13 protein-coding genes and 1 tRNA gene are annotated in these 16,107 nt (G+C 64.8%); 10 read left to right on the forward strand and 4 right to left on the reverse strand.

Going from position 1 to position 16,107, the window contains the following annotated elements; all coding sequences use genetic code 11:
• Positions 1 to 77 (forward strand) — tRNA-Asp (locus RBB31_RS15755).
• Positions 78 to 90: 13 nt separating this feature from the next.
• On the opposite strand, the gene RBB31_RS15760 is transcribed toward RBB31_RS15755, so the two are convergent.
• Both RBB31_RS15760 and RBB31_RS15765 read right to left on the reverse strand, forming a co-directional pair.
• Complete coding sequence (locus RBB31_RS15760; RefSeq protein ID WP_306130260.1) at positions 91 to 957, reverse strand: alpha/beta fold hydrolase; 867 nt, start codon at positions 955 to 957, stop codon at positions 91 to 93.
• 3 nt (positions 958 to 960) lie between these two features.
• Positions 961 to 2,349, reverse strand: a complete 1,389-nt coding sequence (locus RBB31_RS15765; protein WP_306130261.1) for a dipeptidase — start codon at positions 2,347 to 2,349, stop codon at positions 961 to 963.
• 245 nt (positions 2,350 to 2,594) lie between these two features.
• Between RBB31_RS15765 and hemA the strand changes: the two genes are divergently transcribed.
• The 3 genes from hemA to ispG all read left to right on the forward strand — a co-directional run bounded on the left by hemA (position 2,595) and on the right by ispG (position 6,465).
• Entirely contained in the window at positions 2,595 to 3,818 is a 1,224-nt protein-coding gene (gene hemA / locus RBB31_RS15770; protein WP_306130262.1) for a 5-aminolevulinate synthase, read from the forward strand.
• 138 nt (positions 3,819 to 3,956) lie between these two features.
• The gene (locus RBB31_RS15775) at positions 3,957 to 5,234 is read left to right on the forward strand and encodes a helix-turn-helix domain-containing protein (RefSeq protein WP_306130263.1); all 1,278 of its coding nucleotides are present in this window, start codon (positions 3,957 to 3,959) and stop codon (positions 5,232 to 5,234) included.
• A 97-nt stretch (positions 5,235 to 5,331) separates the two neighbouring features.
• The gene (ispG, locus tag RBB31_RS15780; RefSeq protein ID WP_306130264.1) at positions 5,332 to 6,465 is read left to right on the forward strand and encodes a flavodoxin-dependent (E)-4-hydroxy-3-methylbut-2-enyl-diphosphate synthase; all 1,134 of its coding nucleotides are present in this window, start codon (positions 5,332 to 5,334) and stop codon (positions 6,463 to 6,465) included.
• Between the two features lie 38 nt (positions 6,466 to 6,503).
• Here the strand turns inward: ispG and RBB31_RS15785 are convergent, their stop codons facing one another.
• Complete coding sequence (locus tag RBB31_RS15785; RefSeq protein ID WP_306130265.1) at positions 6,504 to 7,256, reverse strand: DsbA family protein; 753 nt, start codon at positions 7,254 to 7,256, stop codon at positions 6,504 to 6,506.
• 214 nt (positions 7,257 to 7,470) lie between these two features.
• Here RBB31_RS15785 and RBB31_RS15790 point away from each other — a divergent pair, with 214 nt between their 5' ends.
• The 3 genes from RBB31_RS15790 (at position 7,471) to prfB (ending at position 12,505) form a co-directional block, all read left to right on the forward strand.
• Entirely contained in the window at positions 7,471 to 8,682 is a 1,212-nt protein-coding gene (locus RBB31_RS15790; RefSeq protein WP_306130266.1) for an N-acetylmuramoyl-L-alanine amidase, read from the forward strand.
• A gap of 88 nt (positions 8,683 to 8,770) precedes the next feature.
• A complete protein-coding gene (locus tag RBB31_RS15795; protein WP_306130267.1) occupies positions 8,771 to 11,293 on the forward strand; it encodes a penicillin-binding protein 1A in 2,523 nt (840 codons plus the stop codon).
• 87 nt (positions 11,294 to 11,380) lie between these two features.
• Positions 11,381 to 12,505 (forward strand): peptide chain release factor 2, encoded by a 1,125-nt coding sequence (gene prfB, locus RBB31_RS15800; RefSeq protein ID WP_306130268.1) that lies wholly within the window; start codon positions 11,381 to 11,383, stop codon positions 12,503 to 12,505.
• Positions 12,506 to 12,528: 23 nt separating this feature from the next.
• On the opposite strand, the gene RBB31_RS15805 is transcribed toward prfB, so the two are convergent.
• Entirely contained in the window at positions 12,529 to 12,864 is a 336-nt protein-coding gene (locus tag RBB31_RS15805; protein ID WP_306130269.1) for a DUF3140 domain-containing protein, read from the reverse strand.
• A gap of 75 nt (positions 12,865 to 12,939) precedes the next feature.
• Between RBB31_RS15805 and RBB31_RS15810 the strand changes: the two genes are divergently transcribed.
• The 3 genes from RBB31_RS15810 (at position 12,940) to RBB31_RS15820 (ending at position 16,107) form a co-directional block, all read left to right on the forward strand.
• A complete protein-coding gene (locus RBB31_RS15810) occupies positions 12,940 to 13,794 on the forward strand; it encodes a hypothetical protein (RefSeq protein ID WP_306130270.1) in 855 nt (284 codons plus the stop codon).
• Positions 13,784 to 15,196, forward strand: a complete 1,413-nt coding sequence (locus RBB31_RS15815) for an amidase (protein WP_306130271.1) — start codon at positions 13,784 to 13,786, stop codon at positions 15,194 to 15,196. Before RBB31_RS15810 ends, RBB31_RS15815 begins: the two co-directional genes overlap by 11 nt.
• 71 nt (positions 15,197 to 15,267) lie before the next feature.
• Complete coding sequence (locus RBB31_RS15820; RefSeq protein WP_306130272.1) at positions 15,268 to 16,107, forward strand: DUF2189 domain-containing protein; 840 nt, start codon at positions 15,268 to 15,270, stop codon at positions 16,105 to 16,107.

Genomic DNA, 16,107 nt, shown 5'->3' on the forward strand with positions numbered 1-16,107 from the left:
GCGGTTGTAGCTCAGTTGGTTAGAGTACCGGCCTGTCACGCCGGGGGTCGCGGGTTCGAGCCCCGTCAACCGCGCCAGTTCCCCCAGAACTCAGCAGAAGAATTGCCGAAGCCGCGAAATGGTCGCGTCCGGGCTGGTGTCGATGAAGAAATGTCCGCCCGGAACGGTATCGGCCCGCATGTCGATGCATTTCGGGGCCCAGGTCGCGGGGACGTCGTAGGCGCGGGCCATCGCGCCATCGCGACCGTAGAGAATCAGGGTGGGGCAGGCGATGCGCGATTTCAGGTCGTCTGCATCGTGGTGCACGTCATGGGCGATGGCGGCGCGGTAATCGTTGCACATGCCCCGGATCGTGTCGCGCCGGCGCCAGCTGTCGCGATAGGCGGCCAGCTGATCGGGATCGAAGTCCGACAGGTCGGCGGCGCCCCAGCCGGTGAGGCAGGAGTGGAAATATGCGTCCGGATCGGCGGCGATCATGTCCTCGATCAGCGCTCCGGGCTGGGCGAGGAAGAACCAGTGGTAATAGGCCTGCGCCACGTCCATCCGCAATTCGGTCAAGAGCGTGTGGGTGGGGACGATGTCCATCAGGCACAGGGAGGTCACGGCGTCGGGTGCGTCGAGGCTAAGCCGGTGCGCCACGCGACCGCCACGGTCGTGCCCGGCCACCGCGAACTGCGTATGTCCGAGACCGGACATCAGCGCCGTCTGATCGCGCGCCATTTCCCGGAAGCTGCAGGCGGAGACATCCTGCGGTTTCGCGCTGTCGCCATAGCCGCGCAGATCGGGGCAAATGACGGTGTGGGTTTCGGCCAGCGCCGGGGCCACGCGGGCCCAGAGCGCGCGGGTCTGGGGAAATCCGTGCAGGAGCAGCAGCGGCGGACCGGAGCCGCCGGTGCTGTAGGCGACGTGGATGCCGTTGACCTGAGCGGTCGCGTGGCGAAAGCCCGGAATGGGCACGGCCTAGCGGGCGAGCCGGTCGAGCACGCGTGCCCAGCTGCGGATGCCCTTGTGAAAGCTCTCGACGTTGTATTTCTCGTTGGGCGAGTGGATGGCGTCGTCTTCCTGCGCGAAACCGATCAGCATGGAATCGAGCGACAGGATTTCCTTGAAGAAACCCGCGATGGGGATTGAGCCGCCCATGCCGACGAACACCGCCTCGCGGTTCCATTCATCGGAGAGCGCCTGGCGGGCGGCCTCGAATTCGGGGCGGGAGGTGTTCATCACCGCCGCCGGAGAGCCGTCGAGATCGTCGTTCCAGGTGACGCGTGCGTCGGGCGACAGGCGATCCTCGACATGTTTGCGGATCTTCATCCGCAGCGCGTCGGGATCCATGTCGTCGACCAGCCGGCAGGTCAGCTTGCAATGCGCCTCGGCGGGGATGACCGTCTTGGTGCCCGCGCCCTGGTAGCCGCCCCAGAGGCCGTTGATTTCCAGCGTGGGCCGCGCCCATTGCTGGACGAGGGCGCTGTAGCCTTCCTCGCCATGGGGACGGGTGAAGCCGACCGAGGACAGGTATTCCTTTTCATCGAAGCCGCAGCCTTCCCATTGGCGCAGCAGCTCTGCCGGGACCTCTCGCACGCCGTCATAGAAGCCGTCGATGGCGACGCGGCCGGTGTCGTCGTGGAACGAGGCGATGAGGCGCGAGATTTCCCGCAGCGGGTTCAGGGCCGGGCCGCCGTAATGGCCCGAATGCAGGTCGATGCGGGGGCCGTGAATGGTGAACTCGTCCTTCATCATGCCGCGCAGTTGCGAGGCGATGGAAGGCACGCCCGGGGCCACCATGGAGGTGTCGCAGATCAGCGCGAGGTCGGCCTGAAGTTCCTGGGCGTTTTCCTTCATGAAGGGGATGAGGGAGGGCGAACCCGATTCCTCTTCGCCCTCGAAGAAGAAGGTGATGCGGCAGGGCATCTCGCCGGTGACGTGCCTGTAGGCGCGGCAGGCCTCGACGAAGGTCATGAGTTGGCCCTTGTCGTCCGAGGCGCCGCGGCCGCGGATCACCTTGCCTGCAGGCGTGTCCTGTAGTTCCGGCTCGAAGGGATCGGTCTTCCACAGATCGAGCGGATCGACGGGCTGAACGTCATAGTGACCGTAGAACAAAAGATGCGGGCCGGTGCCGTCCTTGGGCCCGTCGACATGTCCGACAACCATGGGATGGCCGGTGGTCGGGCGCTTCTCGGCCTTGACGCCAAGGCTTTGCAGGTCGGAGACCAGCCAGTCGGCGGCATCTTCGGTGGGCTGCTTGAACGCCGGGTCGGTGGAAATGGAGGGAATGCGCAGAAGCTCCATCAGGCGGTCCATCGCATCGGGAAGCTGGGCGTCGATGCGGGTGAGAATGGCGTCGAGGGACATGCGCGAACTCCGGTATGGGAATGTGTTGCGCGGACCCTAGCATCGCCCGCCGCACTGTCCAGCGGGATCGGGCGGGCGGGCGCGGTTGCGACCAAAGGAGGGGCGTGGCGCGGTTGCCACGGGCGCGGGGGCGTGGCAATTTGTAACCTGTTGCGCGGGAAGCCTTAAAACTATATCCGGCGCACCAAGGGCGAAGCTGGATGCCTCCGTGCCGTGCCTCGTCAGACTGCCAGGAGGGAATCCGCGTGGATTATACTGCCCAGCTCGATGCTGCTTTGAACCGACTTCACGAGGAAGGGCGCTATCGTACCTTCATCGACATCGAGCGGACGAATGGCCAGTACCCGCACGCGATCTGGAAACGGCCCGACGGGACGGAGCAGCCGATCACCGTCTGGTGCGGCAATGACTACCTGGGGATGGGTCAGCATCCCGTCGTGCTGGAAGCGATGCACGAGGCGCTGGACGCCACCGGCGCGGGATCGGGCGGCACACGCAACATCTCGGGGACGACGATCTATCACAAGCGACTGGAAGCGGAGCTTGCAGATCTGCACGGAAAAGAGGCAGCCCTGCTGTTTACGTCGGCATATATCGCGAACGACGCGACGCTGTCGACGCTGCCCAAACTGTTTCCGGGGCTGATCATCTATTCGGATTCGCTGAACCACGCCTCGATGATCGAGGGCATCCGCCGCAATGGTGGGGCCAAGCGGATCTTTCGACACAACGATCTGGACCACCTGCGCGAGATGATGACGGCGGACGACCCGGCGGCACCGAAGCTGATCGCCTTCGAGTCGATCTATTCGATGGACGGGGATTTCGGGCCGATCGAGGCGATCTGCGACATTGCCGATGAGTTCGGCGCGCTGACCTACCTGGACGAGGTGCATGCAGTGGGCATGTACGGTCCGCGTGGCGGCGGCGTGGCCGAAAGGGACCGTCTGCTGCACCGGATCGACATCGTCAACGGCACCCTGGCCAAGGCCTTTGGCGTGATGGGGGGCTATATTGCCGCCAGCGACAAAATGTGTGATGCCATAAGGTCTTATGCGCCGGGCTTCATCTTCACGACCTCGCTTCCGCCGGCGGTTGCCGCAGGCGCCGCGGCATCCGTGGCGCATCTCAAGCGCGACCAGGCGCTGCGCGAGCAGCACCAGACCCAGGCCGGTATCCTGAAACTGCGGCTGAAGGGGCTGGGCCTGCCGATCATCGACCATGGCACGCATATCGTGCCGGTGATCGTCGGTGACCCTGTCCATACCAAGCAACTGTCGGACATGCTGCTGGACGGGTATGGCATTTACGTGCAGCCGATCAACTTCCCGACCGTGCCGCGCGGCACCGAGCGTTTGCGGTTCACGCCATCGCCGGTGCATGGGCCGCGCGAGATGGATCACCTCGTTAACGCAATGGATGAACTTTGGAGCCATTGCGCGCTGAATCGTGCCGAATTGACTGCCTGACCTAACCGAAGGTGCATTGTTTCTTGCGCTGTGGTAAAACAGCGTAAAGAAAAAGGGCAGCGCGCGAATCGGACAGCTCGCACAAGCGGGGATCGCGCGCAGGGAAAGCGCAGGCACGAAGTTAGAGGGCAGAACCTGATGATAGGGTTCCGATCCAAGCGGACTACGGAAGAGCATGAGGTCGAGCCGCGCGGCTTTGACGCGTTTGAGTTGCGCCTTGGTGACCTGATGCGCGGGGAACGCGCCACCATCGGCAAATCCCTTTTGGATGTCGAACGCGAGCTGCGCATCAAGGCGTCCTACATCGCCGCCATCGAGAATTGTGATCCGGATGCATTCGACACGCCCGGTTTCATTCCCGGCTACGTGCGGTCCTATGCACGTTACCTGAACATGGACCCGGACCGCGCCTTTGCGGGGTTCTGCGCCGAAAGCGGTTTTTCCATCGCCCACGGCATGTCGGCCGAGGCCAGCAGCATTCGCCGCGCGGATGCCGGCCCGCTGCGCCGTCAGCCGCGCAAGGAAGACCCCATCGCCCTTCCGAAGACGCCTTTCGTGCCGGCGACGGAGTCGTTCCTGGCGCGGATCGAACCGGGCGCTGTCGGATCCGTCATGGTGCTGTGCTTGCTGATCGGCGGGCTTGGCTATGGCGGATGGAGCGTTCTGAAAGAAGTGCAGCGTGTGCAGTTCGCACCGGTCGAGAACACGCCTGCCGTGCTGAGCGACCTCGATCCTCTCGAGGGGGCCGTGCCGGCATCGGGCGCCGACGGCGCCACGCGGGAGAACGATCCCGCGACGACCGCCTCGGTCTTCAACGCACCGCGGGACGAGCGGTTGGACCGGCTGTACCGTCCCGAGGCGCTGGAGGTTCCGGTCATGATTGCGCGGGATGCGCCGATCTCGACCTTGAACCCGGCGGAGATGGGGGCGTTCAGCGGCGATCTGCCGGAGGCGGACCGCACGTCGCCCGACTATGCCTCGGCAACGGCGGGCGCGACCCAGGTCGCTGAAACCGAGCCGGCGCAGAGCCAGCAGCCGCGTCAGAGCCCGCAGGTTCTGGCCGAGCAACCTGCCGGCGTGAAAATGGTCGCGGTGCGCCCGGCATGGGTGCGCGTGCAGGCGCCGGACGGCAGCGTGATCTACGAGACGATCATGAATGCGGGCGACACCTGGGACGTGCCCGTGATGGAAGGGGCGCCGACGATCCGGATTGGCGAAAGCGGCGCGATCTATTTCGCGGTGAACGGTGTGCATCACGGCCCCGCGGGGCAGCGCGGCCAGGTGACATCGGGCCTGCCGCTGGATTCGCAGATGCTGGCCGATGCCCTTCCGGTGGCGAATCTCGAGGCGGACCAGGACCTGTCGCGTTATGTCGCCGAGCTTGAGGCTGGCGCCGAGATACCGATCCAGGATTGACCGGGGTCGTTTCGGCAAATCACCACGACCGCATTGTCATTGACCTTGTGTCTCCCTACGTTCGGGGTGACCCGCGACACTGGCTGAAAGCGAACGGATGTCACTGAACCATATTCGTCCCTGGCGCAACATCTACCGTCGAACAAGCCGCCGGATCATGGTGGGCGACGTGCCCGTCGGGGGCGACGCGCCGATCAGCGTGCAGACCATGACCAACACGGCGACGACGGACATCCCCGGCACGATCGCGCAGGTGCAGGCCGCCGCGGATGCGGGGGCCGATATCGTGCGCGTGTCCGTGCCGGACGAGGATTCGGCCCGCGCGTTGAAAGAGATCGTGCGCGAAAGCCCGGTGCCGATCGTGGCGGACATTCATTTCCACTATCGCCGCGGCATTGAGGCGGCCGAGGCGGGCGCGGCCTGCCTGCGCATCAACCCCGGCAATATCGGCAGTCAGGACCGCGTGCGCGAGGTCATTCGCGCGGCGCGGGACCACAACTGTTCGATGCGTATCGGCGTGAATGCCGGCTCGCTGGAAAAGCACCTGCTGGAGAAATACGGGGAACCGACGCCCGAGGCGATGGTGGAATCCGGGCTGGACCATATCAAGGTTCTGGAAGACAACGACTTTCACGAGTTCAAGATCAGCTGCAAAGCGTCGGACGTCTTCATGGCCGCCGCCGCCTATCAGGCCTTGGCGGAGGCGACGGACGCGCCCATCCACCTTGGCATTACAGAGGCGGGGGGGCTGACCTCGGGCACGATCAAGAGCGCCATCGGTCTTGGCAACCTTCTGTGGATGGGCATCGGCGACACGATCCGCGTCAGCCTGTCTGCCGATCCGGTCGAGGAGGTCAAGGTCGGCTACGAGATCCTGAAGTCGCTGGGCCTGCGGCATCGCGGGGTCAATATCATTTCATGCCCCAGCTGCGCGCGGCAGGGCTTTGACGTGATCAAGACGGTGGAAACGCTGGAAGAGCGGCTGGAACACATCAAGACGCCGATGAGCCTGAGCATCATCGGATGCGTGGTCAACGGGCCGGGCGAGGCGCTAATGACCGATGTCGGTTTCACCGGCGGCGGTGCGGGCAGCGGCATGGTCTATCTGGCTGGCAAGGCGAGCCACAAGATGTCGAACGACCAGATGATCGAGCATATCGTCGAGGAGGTCGAGAAGAAGGCCGCCGAACTGGAAGCCGCCGAGGCGAAAGACACGCAAGCCGCGGAATAAGCTTTGTTTCAGCGGCTTGCGCGTGGGACTTCGCGCGGTTACCCGCCGTTGCGGATATCCTCGGCGATCAGTTCCATTTCTTCCTGCGGGACATAGCCGCGCAGCATCTGGTTCTCCATCACGAAGGACGGCGTGCCGGAAATCTGAAGGGCACGGCCAAGGGCGTGGTTTTCCTCGATCACTGCGGTCACCTCGGCGCTGCCCATTTCCGCGATGATCTCGTCGACCCGGAGGTCCAGCGGTTCGGCGATCCGGCGCAGCGCCGGTTCGGTGATGTCACCGGAATAGGCGATGAGTGCCTCGCTGACGGAGTGATAGGCCTCGTCCCCGGCGACCTGCCGCGTGGCGATGGCAAAGCGCGAGGCCGTCACCGATTGTTCGCCAAGGATCGGAAATTCCTTGAGAATGAAGCGGATGTTGCCGTCCTCTTCCAGCAGGTTCGTCACCTCGGGGTGGGCGCGTTTGCAGTAGCCGCAGCGGTAGTCGATGAACTCTACCAAAGTGATATCGCCCTCGGGATTGCCGCCGACCCACGAGGTTTCGTCGTTGAAGAGCGCCTCGGAATTGGCCGCGACAAGATCCTGGTCGTTCTGCGCCTGCGCCTCGGCCTCGCGCTGTTCCAGGACCGAGACGGCCTCCATGATCACTTCGGGATTTTCCAGAAGATAGGCGCGAACCTCTTCGCGAAAGGCGGCGCGTTCCGCGTCGGACATGGACTCGAGGTCGAGCGCGTTGAGGGGCAGGGCGCACGCCAGGGTCAGGGCGGTTGCTGAGACAAGGGGGCGGATCATCCGGGGCTCTCCTGTACGTAAGACGTGGCCTGTGTCGGGTTTCGCGGAGGCGACGTCAAGGCGATAGAGGCCCGATCCCCGGATCGTGATGAACGGGCGCGGAGGCCCTTGGGGTTCCGGACGTACCGTAAGAGCAGCAAAAACCGGGCTGTGGGAATCGCCGTGGCTGGTGTAAGGTGATCTGCAACAAGACCGATGAAAGCGGCAGAGCAGTATGATCCGGGTATTTCTGGCTTTGATGATGTGCCTTTGGGCAATGGGGGCGACCGCGCAGTCCTTTGGCGGGCTGGCGCGTGTCGACATGGAGGGATCGCGCCTGGCGGATACGCGTCAGGGGCTGGTGCTGGAACTTGCGCTGAGCCAGGGCGTGCCGTGGCGGGTGTTCACGCTGGATGCGCCGGAGCGGCTGGTGGTGGATTTCCGCGAAGTGGACTGGCGCGGCGTGGATGGCGCGCTTCTGGACATGGCGGAACGGGCGCAGGAGGTGCGCGTGGGCTCGTTTCAGCCCGGCTGGTCGCGCATGGTCGTGGCGCTTGCGGGGCCCTATGCCGTCGAGGGTGCGGACATGGCGCTGAACGCGGAAACCGGCACCGCACGGCTGGTGATCGAGATGGAGGGCGTGTCGGCAGAGGCGTTTGCGGCGGCCTCGGGCGCGCCGGACCTGCCGGGGTGGGACCTGCGCAAGGCCTCTGGTCTGGAGCGGCCCGAGAAGGATGCGGACAAGGTCTTTACCGTGGTGATCGACCCGGGCCATGGCGGGATCGACCCAGGCGCCGAGAAGGACGGGCTGGCCGAGAAGGATCTGATGCTGGCGCTGGCGCGGGAGATGAAGGATGTCCTTTTGCGCGACGCCGATATCCGGGTGGTTCTGACGCGCGAGGATGACATTTTCGTCTCGCTTGAGCGGCGGGTGGCCATCGCGCACCAGGTCGATGCGGACCTGTTTTTGTCGCTGCACGCCGATGCGCTGAGCGAGGGGCGGGCGCATGGGGCGACCGTCTATACCCTGTCCGACAGCGCCTCCGACAAGGCGTCCGAGGCGCTGGCCGAGCGGCACGACCGGGCCGACCTGCTGGCCGGGATCGACCTGACCGGCTCGGATGACGTGGTTGCCGACGTGCTGATGGACCTGGCGCGGCTGGAAACGCAGCCCCGCGCAAGCCAGCTTGCCAAGGCGATCCAGTTGGGAATTCGGGAAAACGGCCTGCCGCTGAATTCGCGGCCCATGCGGATGGCCGGGTTCTCGGTGCTGAAGTCGCCGGATATCCCGTCGGTGCTGCTGGAGGTGGGCTTTCTCAGTTCCGACCGCGACCGCGCGAACATCGCCGACAAGGCCTGGCGGGACCGGATGGCGCAGGCGGTCAGCGATGCGGTCGTCGCCTGGCGGCTGGCCGACGCGGCCAATGCCGAACTGGTGCGGCAATGAGACGCCTACGGCCGCCCCGCGCGGGAATGTGTTTTGACGTGCTTTGCGGCCACGCATATATGAGGGCGACTGTAAAAGGACCTTTCCATTGCTGAGACCCATCACCACCTTCCTTGGCACCATCTTCAGCCTCGTGACGCTTGTCGTCGTGGTGATCGCGCTGTCTATCGGTGCGGTGTTTCACATCTATGGCAAGGACCTTCCGAGCCACGAGAGCCTGGCGAACTACACGCCCCCGACGATCAGCCGGATCTATTCGGGCGAGGGGCGCATCATCGACGAGTTCAGCCGCGAGCGGCGGCTGTTCACCCCGGCCGAGGATATTCCCGACCTGGTGAAGCAGGCGTTCATCTCGGCCGAGGACAAGAATTTCTACAGCCACGCGGGCTATGACGCGCGCGGCATCGCGGCGGCGGTCGTCGAGGCGGTGCGGTCGCGTGGGCGCAACGTGCGCGGCGCGTCGACCATCACCCAGCAGGTCATGAAGAACTTCCTGCTGTCCGGCGACCGGCGGATCGAGCGCAAGATCAAGGAGATCATCCTTGCCACGCGCATCGAGGAGACGCTGAGCAAGGAAGATATCCTCGAACTTTACATGAACGAGATCTTCCTGGGCCAGAACTCCTATGGCGTGACCGCGGCGGCGCAGACCTATTTCAACAAGCCCCTGCGCGAGTTGGCGCCGCACGAGGCGGCGTTTCTTGCCTCCATGCCGAAGGCACCTTCCGATTATCATCCGGTGCGCGAAAGCGAGCGGCTGCTGACCCGTCGCAATTTCGTGCTCAAGGAAATGTACGAGAACGGCTACATCGACGAGGCGCGCTATGAGAGCGAGGTGGAGCAGCCGCTGAGATCGGTGCAGAACGGCGATTTCGAGCCGTTTTCGGCGCAATTGCCGCCCCGCGACTATTTCACCGACGAGATTCGTCGTCAGCTGAGCCAGGATTTCGGCGAAGGGGAATTTTTCTCGGGCGGGCTGGCCGTTCGGGCCACAATCGACCGCGAGTTGCAGGACATCGCCGCCGAAGCGCTGCGGGAACAGCTGGAGGTTTATGACCGCGGCACTGGCCGCTGGCGTGGTACGGGCAAGACGCTGCCGGCCGAGGCTTTGGAAAGCGAAGAGACGTGGCGCGCGGCGCTGGCCGATACGAAAGTGGCTCGCGATATCAAGCTGGACGGCACGTGGTACCCCGCCGTGATCCTTGAGATCGGGGACCAGCAGATGCGCCTTGGTATCGAGGGCGTCGAGGAAACCGAAGCCGAGCCGCATGTGGTGCCGCGCGAGGACATCGCATGGCTGCCCGGCAACTTCCAGGAGACGTTCGAGCGCGGCGAGATCGTGCATGTGCGGCGCATGACCGCCGACAGCGATGGCAGCTTTATCCGCTGGACGCTGCGGCAGGTTCCGCAAGTGCAAGGCGGCTTTGTGGCGATGGACGTGAATACCGGCCGCGTGCTAGCGATGCAGGGCGGGTTTTCCTATCAGCATTCGGTGTTCAACCGCGCCACGCAGGCCAAACGGCAGCCGGGCTCGAGCTTCAAGCCGTTCGTTTATGCGGCGGCGCTGGACAGCGGGTATACACCAGCGACGATCGTGGTGGACGCGCCGATCGAGATCAACACGCCGCAGGGTCTGTGGCGGCCCAAGAACTCGTCGAACAAGTTTTACGGACCCACGCCGCTGCGGACAGGTATCGAGCAATCCCGGAACCTGATGACGATCCGACTGGCCGAAGAGGTCGGTATGGAAACCGTCGCCAACTATGCCGAGAAGTTCGGCGTCTACGACGACATGAAACCCTTTCTTGCGAACTCGCTCGGGTCCGAGGAGACGACGCTCTACAATATGGTCGCGGCCTATTCGATGTTCGCCAATGGCGGCGAACGGGTTCGCCCCACCCTGGTTGACAGGGTGCAGGACCGGTATGGCCGGACCGTCTATCGCCACGATGCGCGCGACTGCACCGATTGCAACGATCCCGGTATTCCGCGGTCGCGCAGCCCGCGGATCGTATCGAACCGCGAACGGGTGATGGACCCGGTCACGGCCTATCAGCTGACGTCGATGATGCAGGGTGTGGTCGACCGTGGTACGGCGCGTGGAGCGATCAACCTGCCGGTGCCGATCGCGGGCAAGACCGGCACAACCAACGATGCGCGCGACGTCTGGTTCGTGGGTTTCTCATCGACCATCGCGGCGGGGTGCTATATCGGCTACGACCAGCCGCGCGGCATGGGCCGGAGCGCCTATGGCTCGTCCATGTGCGGCCCGGTCTTCCAGGCGTTCATGGAAAAGGCGATCGAGAAATACGGTGGCACGGATTTCAAGGTGCCCGAGGGCTGCGATTTCATCAATATCGACCGTTACTCCGGGTCGCGCCTGCCCGACGGGGCATCGGGGTCCAACGTGGTTTCGGAATGTTTCCGCGAGGGCGAAGACCCGCTCTTTGGTATCATGTTCGACGGCGGCTATGCGATGGGCGGGGATTTCGACCTGTTCCAGGCCGGCGAGACCGAACAGGTGCGCGAGGTCACGACCTCGACCGGGGACAAGGCGCAGGTCGGGCAGAAATCCAGCTTCGGCAACATGAGCTCGGGCGGCCTGTACTGACGGGCCGGCCAGCGCGCGCGTGATCTTGTCCGCGGCGAAGGGCCTTGATATCACCAAGCCCTGAGCAGACCCAAGGACATCGCCAAAATGCGCGCCGAGATACAGACACTTGTTTCAGAGATCGAAACCTCGCTGGAGCTTTTGCGCCAGCGGATGGGGTGGGAGACCGCGCAGCACCGGCTGGAGGAGTTCAACGCCCGCGTCGAGGACCCCAACCTGTGGGACGACCCGGCCAAGGCGCAGGCGCTGATGCGCGAGCGCCAGGCGCTGGTGGACTCCATCGAGACGCACGATTCCATCAAGGCGGAGCTGGAGGACAACACCGGCCTGATCGAGCTGGGCGAAATGGAGGACGACAAGGATGTCGTGGCAGAGGCCGAGGAGAGCCTCAGGCGGCTGGGCAAGAAGGCCGCCGCGAAGGAGCTGGAGGCGCTCTTGAACGGCGAGGCTGACAGCAACGACACCTTTCTGGAGATCAACGCCGGGGCGGGCGGTACCGAAAGCTGTGACTGGGCCAACATGCTGGCGCGGATGTATGTGCGGTGGGCCGAGCAGCATGGCTATAGCGTCGAACTGCAATCCGAGACGCCGGGCGACGAGGCCGGGATCAAGTCGGCGGCCTACAAGATCAGCGGGCACAACGCCTATGGCTGGCTGAAGTCGGAATCCGGCGTGCATCGGCTGGTGCGGATTTCGCCCTACGATTCGGCGGCCAAGCGGCACACGTCGTTCAGCTCGGTCTGGGTCTATCCGGTTGTCGACGACAATATCGAGATCGAGGTGAACCCGAACGACATCCGCATCGACACCTACCGCAGTTCCGGCGCGGGTGGGCAGCACGTGAACAAGACCGACTCGGCGGTGCGGATCACGCACCATCCCACGGGGATCGTCGTGACCAGCTCGGAAAAGTCGCAGCACCAGAACCGCGATATCGCCATGAAGGCGCTGAAATCGCGGCTGTACCAACTGGAGTTGGACAAGCGGAACGCCGATATCAACGCCGCGCACGAGGCCAAGGGCGACGCGGGTTGGGGCAATCAGATCCGATCCTACGTGCTGCAACCCTACCAGATGGTGAAGGATCTGCGCACCGGGCACGAGACCAGCGACACCAAGGGTGTTCTCGACGGTGATCTTGATCCGTTCATGGCCGCCACCCTAGCGCTGGACGTGTCGGGCAAGTCGCGGGCCGAAGCGCAGGAAGATTAGATCCTGCCCTGCGGCGCGAGGTGTCACTTCAGCGGGTCGTGGCCCCAGTTCATCAGCGAGTAGCGCCATTTCGAGCTTTCGACGTCACTGTCGGGACCGCCCTGTGCCAGGTGGCGCTTGATGTAGCCGGTCACCTTGGCCATGTGCGACCAGTCCGCATCCGAGAGATCATCCTTGTTGGTACGCAGGATGGTCTTGATGCGGCGACCGGACTGGTGGCCGGTGCTTTCACCGGAGTCGCTGTCTCCGACCTCGCGGGATTCTTCCGTTTCCAGCCAATCCTCGAGCTCCTTGGGGGCCATGTTGACGAGGTCGCGCCATTCGTCCCAGACCTCTTCGCGGGATTTCGATGTGGTCAAGGGGTTGTCTCCTCGATGTGGTTTCAGTCATAACCGTCCGGTCGTGAAATGGTTTCATGCCGGAAAGGAGGCGCAATGCGGGATGTTCCGGACCGGACCACGCGCGCGCTGGCGAGGGGCATCGCAACGGGCGTCGTGGTGACGCTGGCCGCAAGTGGCTTGCGCGCGCAGGAAGACGCGCCCGGTGAGCTTCTGGCGAACCATGGCTGCGTGGTTGGCCCGAAGGACGTCATGGCCGCTGACGGTGTGCCGCAGAACCGGCTTGATGAACTGAGCGCCTATGCCGAAGCCGCGCTGGATGCAGGTGAGGCCGAGCGGCAGGGCGATTGGATCGTTCTGGAGGCGGAGATCTGCACCATCCTTCCGCCGGAAATCGAAAGCAGCTACGACATCGAAAGCTCGCTCGTTCAGCGTCATGTCAGCGCCGTCGATGCGAACGCGGAGGTCGGGGAACACGGGTGCTTCATCGCCAGCGAAGGCATTCAGAACGATCTGGTCGCGCTGGAGGGGTTGAGCCCCGATGCGGCGGCCGTCGCCTATCTCGAGATGATCGCGCAGGGCGTACGCAGCGGACGGGTGACGTTCTTTTCCGATGATCCGCTGCGCACACCGTCCGGGTTTCAGGCGCTGACAGGCGCCTGCGCGGAGGTTCCCCAGATCGAGGCGATCCGGCGTAGCCAGACCCTGATGCTGGAGCATTTCGATACGATCGTGCGAGAGAACGCGAAACGGGTGACCTGCGCAGCGAACGCCAATCCGGTCACGATAGAAGTCGCGCAGGTCCTGTCGGATGCCACCGACGGGGAATCGGTGAACCAGTGGACGATGATGGAGGTCCTGCTGCTTTCCATCGGGGCGGGCTGGATCGAGGGGGTCACGGCCACGCAGCGCGGTACACCTCGACCGCCGATATGCTCCCATGTCGAGTGACGCGGTTTCAGTGGGTGCCGCCGAACAGGCGCGTCTCATGCGCGACGGGCGCCTGAGCTGCGAAGCGCTGATGGAGGCGATGCTGGACAGGACCGCGGCGGTCAACGGGGCGCTGAATGCGGTGGTGTCGATGCGCGATGCGCAAGAGCTGCTGGCCGAGGCGCGGGAAGCGGACAGGTCGGAGCCTGCGGGCCCACTGCACGGAGTGCCGATCGCGATCAAGGACCTTGCCGACGCGAAGGGTCTGCCGACCAGTCAGGGCTCGCCGGCCTTTGCGGGCCGTATCGCGGCTGCGGACAGCCCGCATGTGGCGGCGCTGCGCCAAGCCGGGGCGATCGTCATCGGCAAGACCAACACGCCCGAATTCGGCTTGGGCAGTCATACCTACAACCCCGTTCACGGGGTCACCGCGAACCCGTATGATCTGTCGCGCAGTTGCGGTGGCTCGTCGGGTGGGGCCGCCGTCGCGCTGGCGGCCGGGATGCTGTCGATTGCCGACGGCTCGGACATGATGGGCAGCCTGCGCAACCCGGCGGGGTGGAACAACGTCTACGGGATGCGCCCGAGCTGGGGCAGGGTGCCGGGCGGGGCGGACGGTGACGTGTTCCTGCACCGGTTGTCCACGAATGGCCCGATGGCCCGGTGTCCTGTCGATCTGGCGCTGTTGCTCGACGTGATGAGCCCGCCGCGGACGGGGGGGCTGCCGGGGCCGGCATTCGCACCTGTCGGTGCGTTGGATGGCGACGCCGCGGGACTGCGTGTGGCGTGGCTGGCCGACTGGGATGCGGCCTTGCCGATGGAAGATGGCATATTGAGCGTGTGCGAGGCGGCGCTGGACGTATTTGGCCGGATCGGGTGCGCCGTGGATCGCCCCGGAGCGCCGTTCAGCCGCGATGCGCTCTGGTACGCCTGGACCGCGTTGCGCAGTTGGAGCATCGCCGCGGACCTGTCGGAGATGTACGAGGATGACGCCCTGCGCGGCCATCTAAAGCCCGAGGCGATCTGGGAGGTCGAGCGGGGCCGGGCCCTGTCGGCGCTTGACGTCCACGCCGCCAGCTGCGTGCGCTCGGACTGGCTGCGGGCGGCTGATGCGTTTTTCGGGAACTTCGACGTGCTGGCGCTTCCCACCGCGCAGGTCTGGCCCTTCGACAAGACCCTGGACTGGCCGAAGAGCATCGCCGGTACGTCGATGGACACCTATCACCGGTGGATGGAGGTGGTGATTCCCGCCAGCCTTCTGGGCCTGCCCGCCGTGGCCGTACCTGCGGGCTTCGGGGCGCAGGGACTGCCGATGGGCTTGCAGTTGATCGGGCGGCATGGCGATGACGCGATGCTGCTGAACCTGGCCGAGGCGTATCACCGCGAAACCCGCTGGCCCGGGGCGCGCCCGCCGGTGCCGTGACGGGGCAGGGCAAGATAGGGCTTTGTCGGGGGCCGTCGGGGCGGTAAGCTGATCAGCCAAGGGAGGACGCGATGGCAGAACGCGAGAGGTCGGCGCAACCCCTCGGCGTACCGCCGTTGGGAGATGTCACCTGGGACATGCTGAGCACGGCACTTGGCCGGGGTTGGCAGGACATGCGGCGCGCGCCGGGCTTCGCGGTATTGTTCGCGGGTGTCTATGTCGTGGTCGGGTGGTTCATGATCTGGGTCACCTGGGCGACGGGACAGACCTACTGGCTGGTCTTCGCGGCGGTCGGTTTTCCCTTGATCGGTCCCTTCGCCGCGGTCGGGCTCTACGAGGTCAGCCGCCGGCTGGAAGAGGGCGATCCGCTGAACGCCTCGGCGGTCTTGGGGGTGATCTTTGACCAAAGACACCGGCAACTGCCATCGATCTGCGCGGTCGTGATCGTGGTTTTCCTGTTCTGGTTCTTTCTGGCGCACATGATCTTTGCCCTGTTCCTTGGCTTTTCGACCATGACCAACGTGTCCACGTCCTATGACATCTATCTCACGCGCGAGGGGCTGACGATGCTGGCCGTCGGGGGCGCGGTGGGGGCCTGCTTTGCGCTATTGCTCTATTCCATGACGGTGATTGCCCTGCCGCTGCTGCTGGACCGGGAGATCGATTTCGTGACCGCGATGATCACCAGTATCCAGACGGTGGCAGGCCACCCCGGCCCGATGCTGGGATGGGCCGCACTGGTCGCGACCCTGACCTTTGCCGCGCTGGTGCCGGCGTTTCTGGGGCTGTTCGTGGTATTGCCGCTCTTGGGGCACGGGACGTGGCACCTTTACCGGCAGATCGTGGCCGCCGGAGCGGAAACCGCGGATGCCGATTTCGGCAAGGATCGGGACGGTGCGACCGCGACCTGA

Origin of the sequence: Roseovarius sp. MMSF_3350, from assembly GCF_030733425.1 — a bacterium.
Classification (GTDB): domain Bacteria; phylum Pseudomonadota; class Alphaproteobacteria; order Rhodobacterales; family Rhodobacteraceae; genus Roseovarius.

Excerpts from the sequence above, each read along its gene's own strand:
- RBB31_RS15820 (WP_306130272.1), top strand. The coding sequence starts at position 15,268 with ATGGCAGAACGCGAGAGGTCGGCGCAACCCCTCGGCGTACCGCCGTTG.
- RBB31_RS15765 (WP_306130261.1), bottom strand. The coding sequence starts at position 2,349 with ATGTCCCTCGACGCCATTCTCACCCGCATCGACGCCCAGCTTCCCGAT.
- RBB31_RS15775 (WP_306130263.1), top strand. The coding sequence starts at position 3,957 with ATGATAGGGTTCCGATCCAAGCGGACTACGGAAGAGCATGAGGTCGAG.
- RBB31_RS15790 (WP_306130266.1), top strand. The coding sequence starts at position 7,471 with ATGATCCGGGTATTTCTGGCTTTGATGATGTGCCTTTGGGCAATGGGG.
- ispG (WP_306130264.1), top strand. The coding sequence starts at position 5,332 with ATGTCACTGAACCATATTCGTCCCTGGCGCAACATCTACCGTCGAACA.
- RBB31_RS15785 (WP_306130265.1), bottom strand. The coding sequence starts at position 7,256 with ATGATCCGCCCCCTTGTCTCAGCAACCGCCCTGACCCTGGCGTGCGCC.
- RBB31_RS15815 (WP_306130271.1), top strand. The coding sequence starts at position 13,784 with ATGTCGAGTGACGCGGTTTCAGTGGGTGCCGCCGAACAGGCGCGTCTC.
- RBB31_RS15810 (WP_306130270.1), top strand. The coding sequence starts at position 12,940 with ATGCGGGATGTTCCGGACCGGACCACGCGCGCGCTGGCGAGGGGCATC.
- prfB (WP_306130268.1), top strand. The coding sequence starts at position 11,381 with ATGCGCGCCGAGATACAGACACTTGTTTCAGAGATCGAAACCTCGCTG.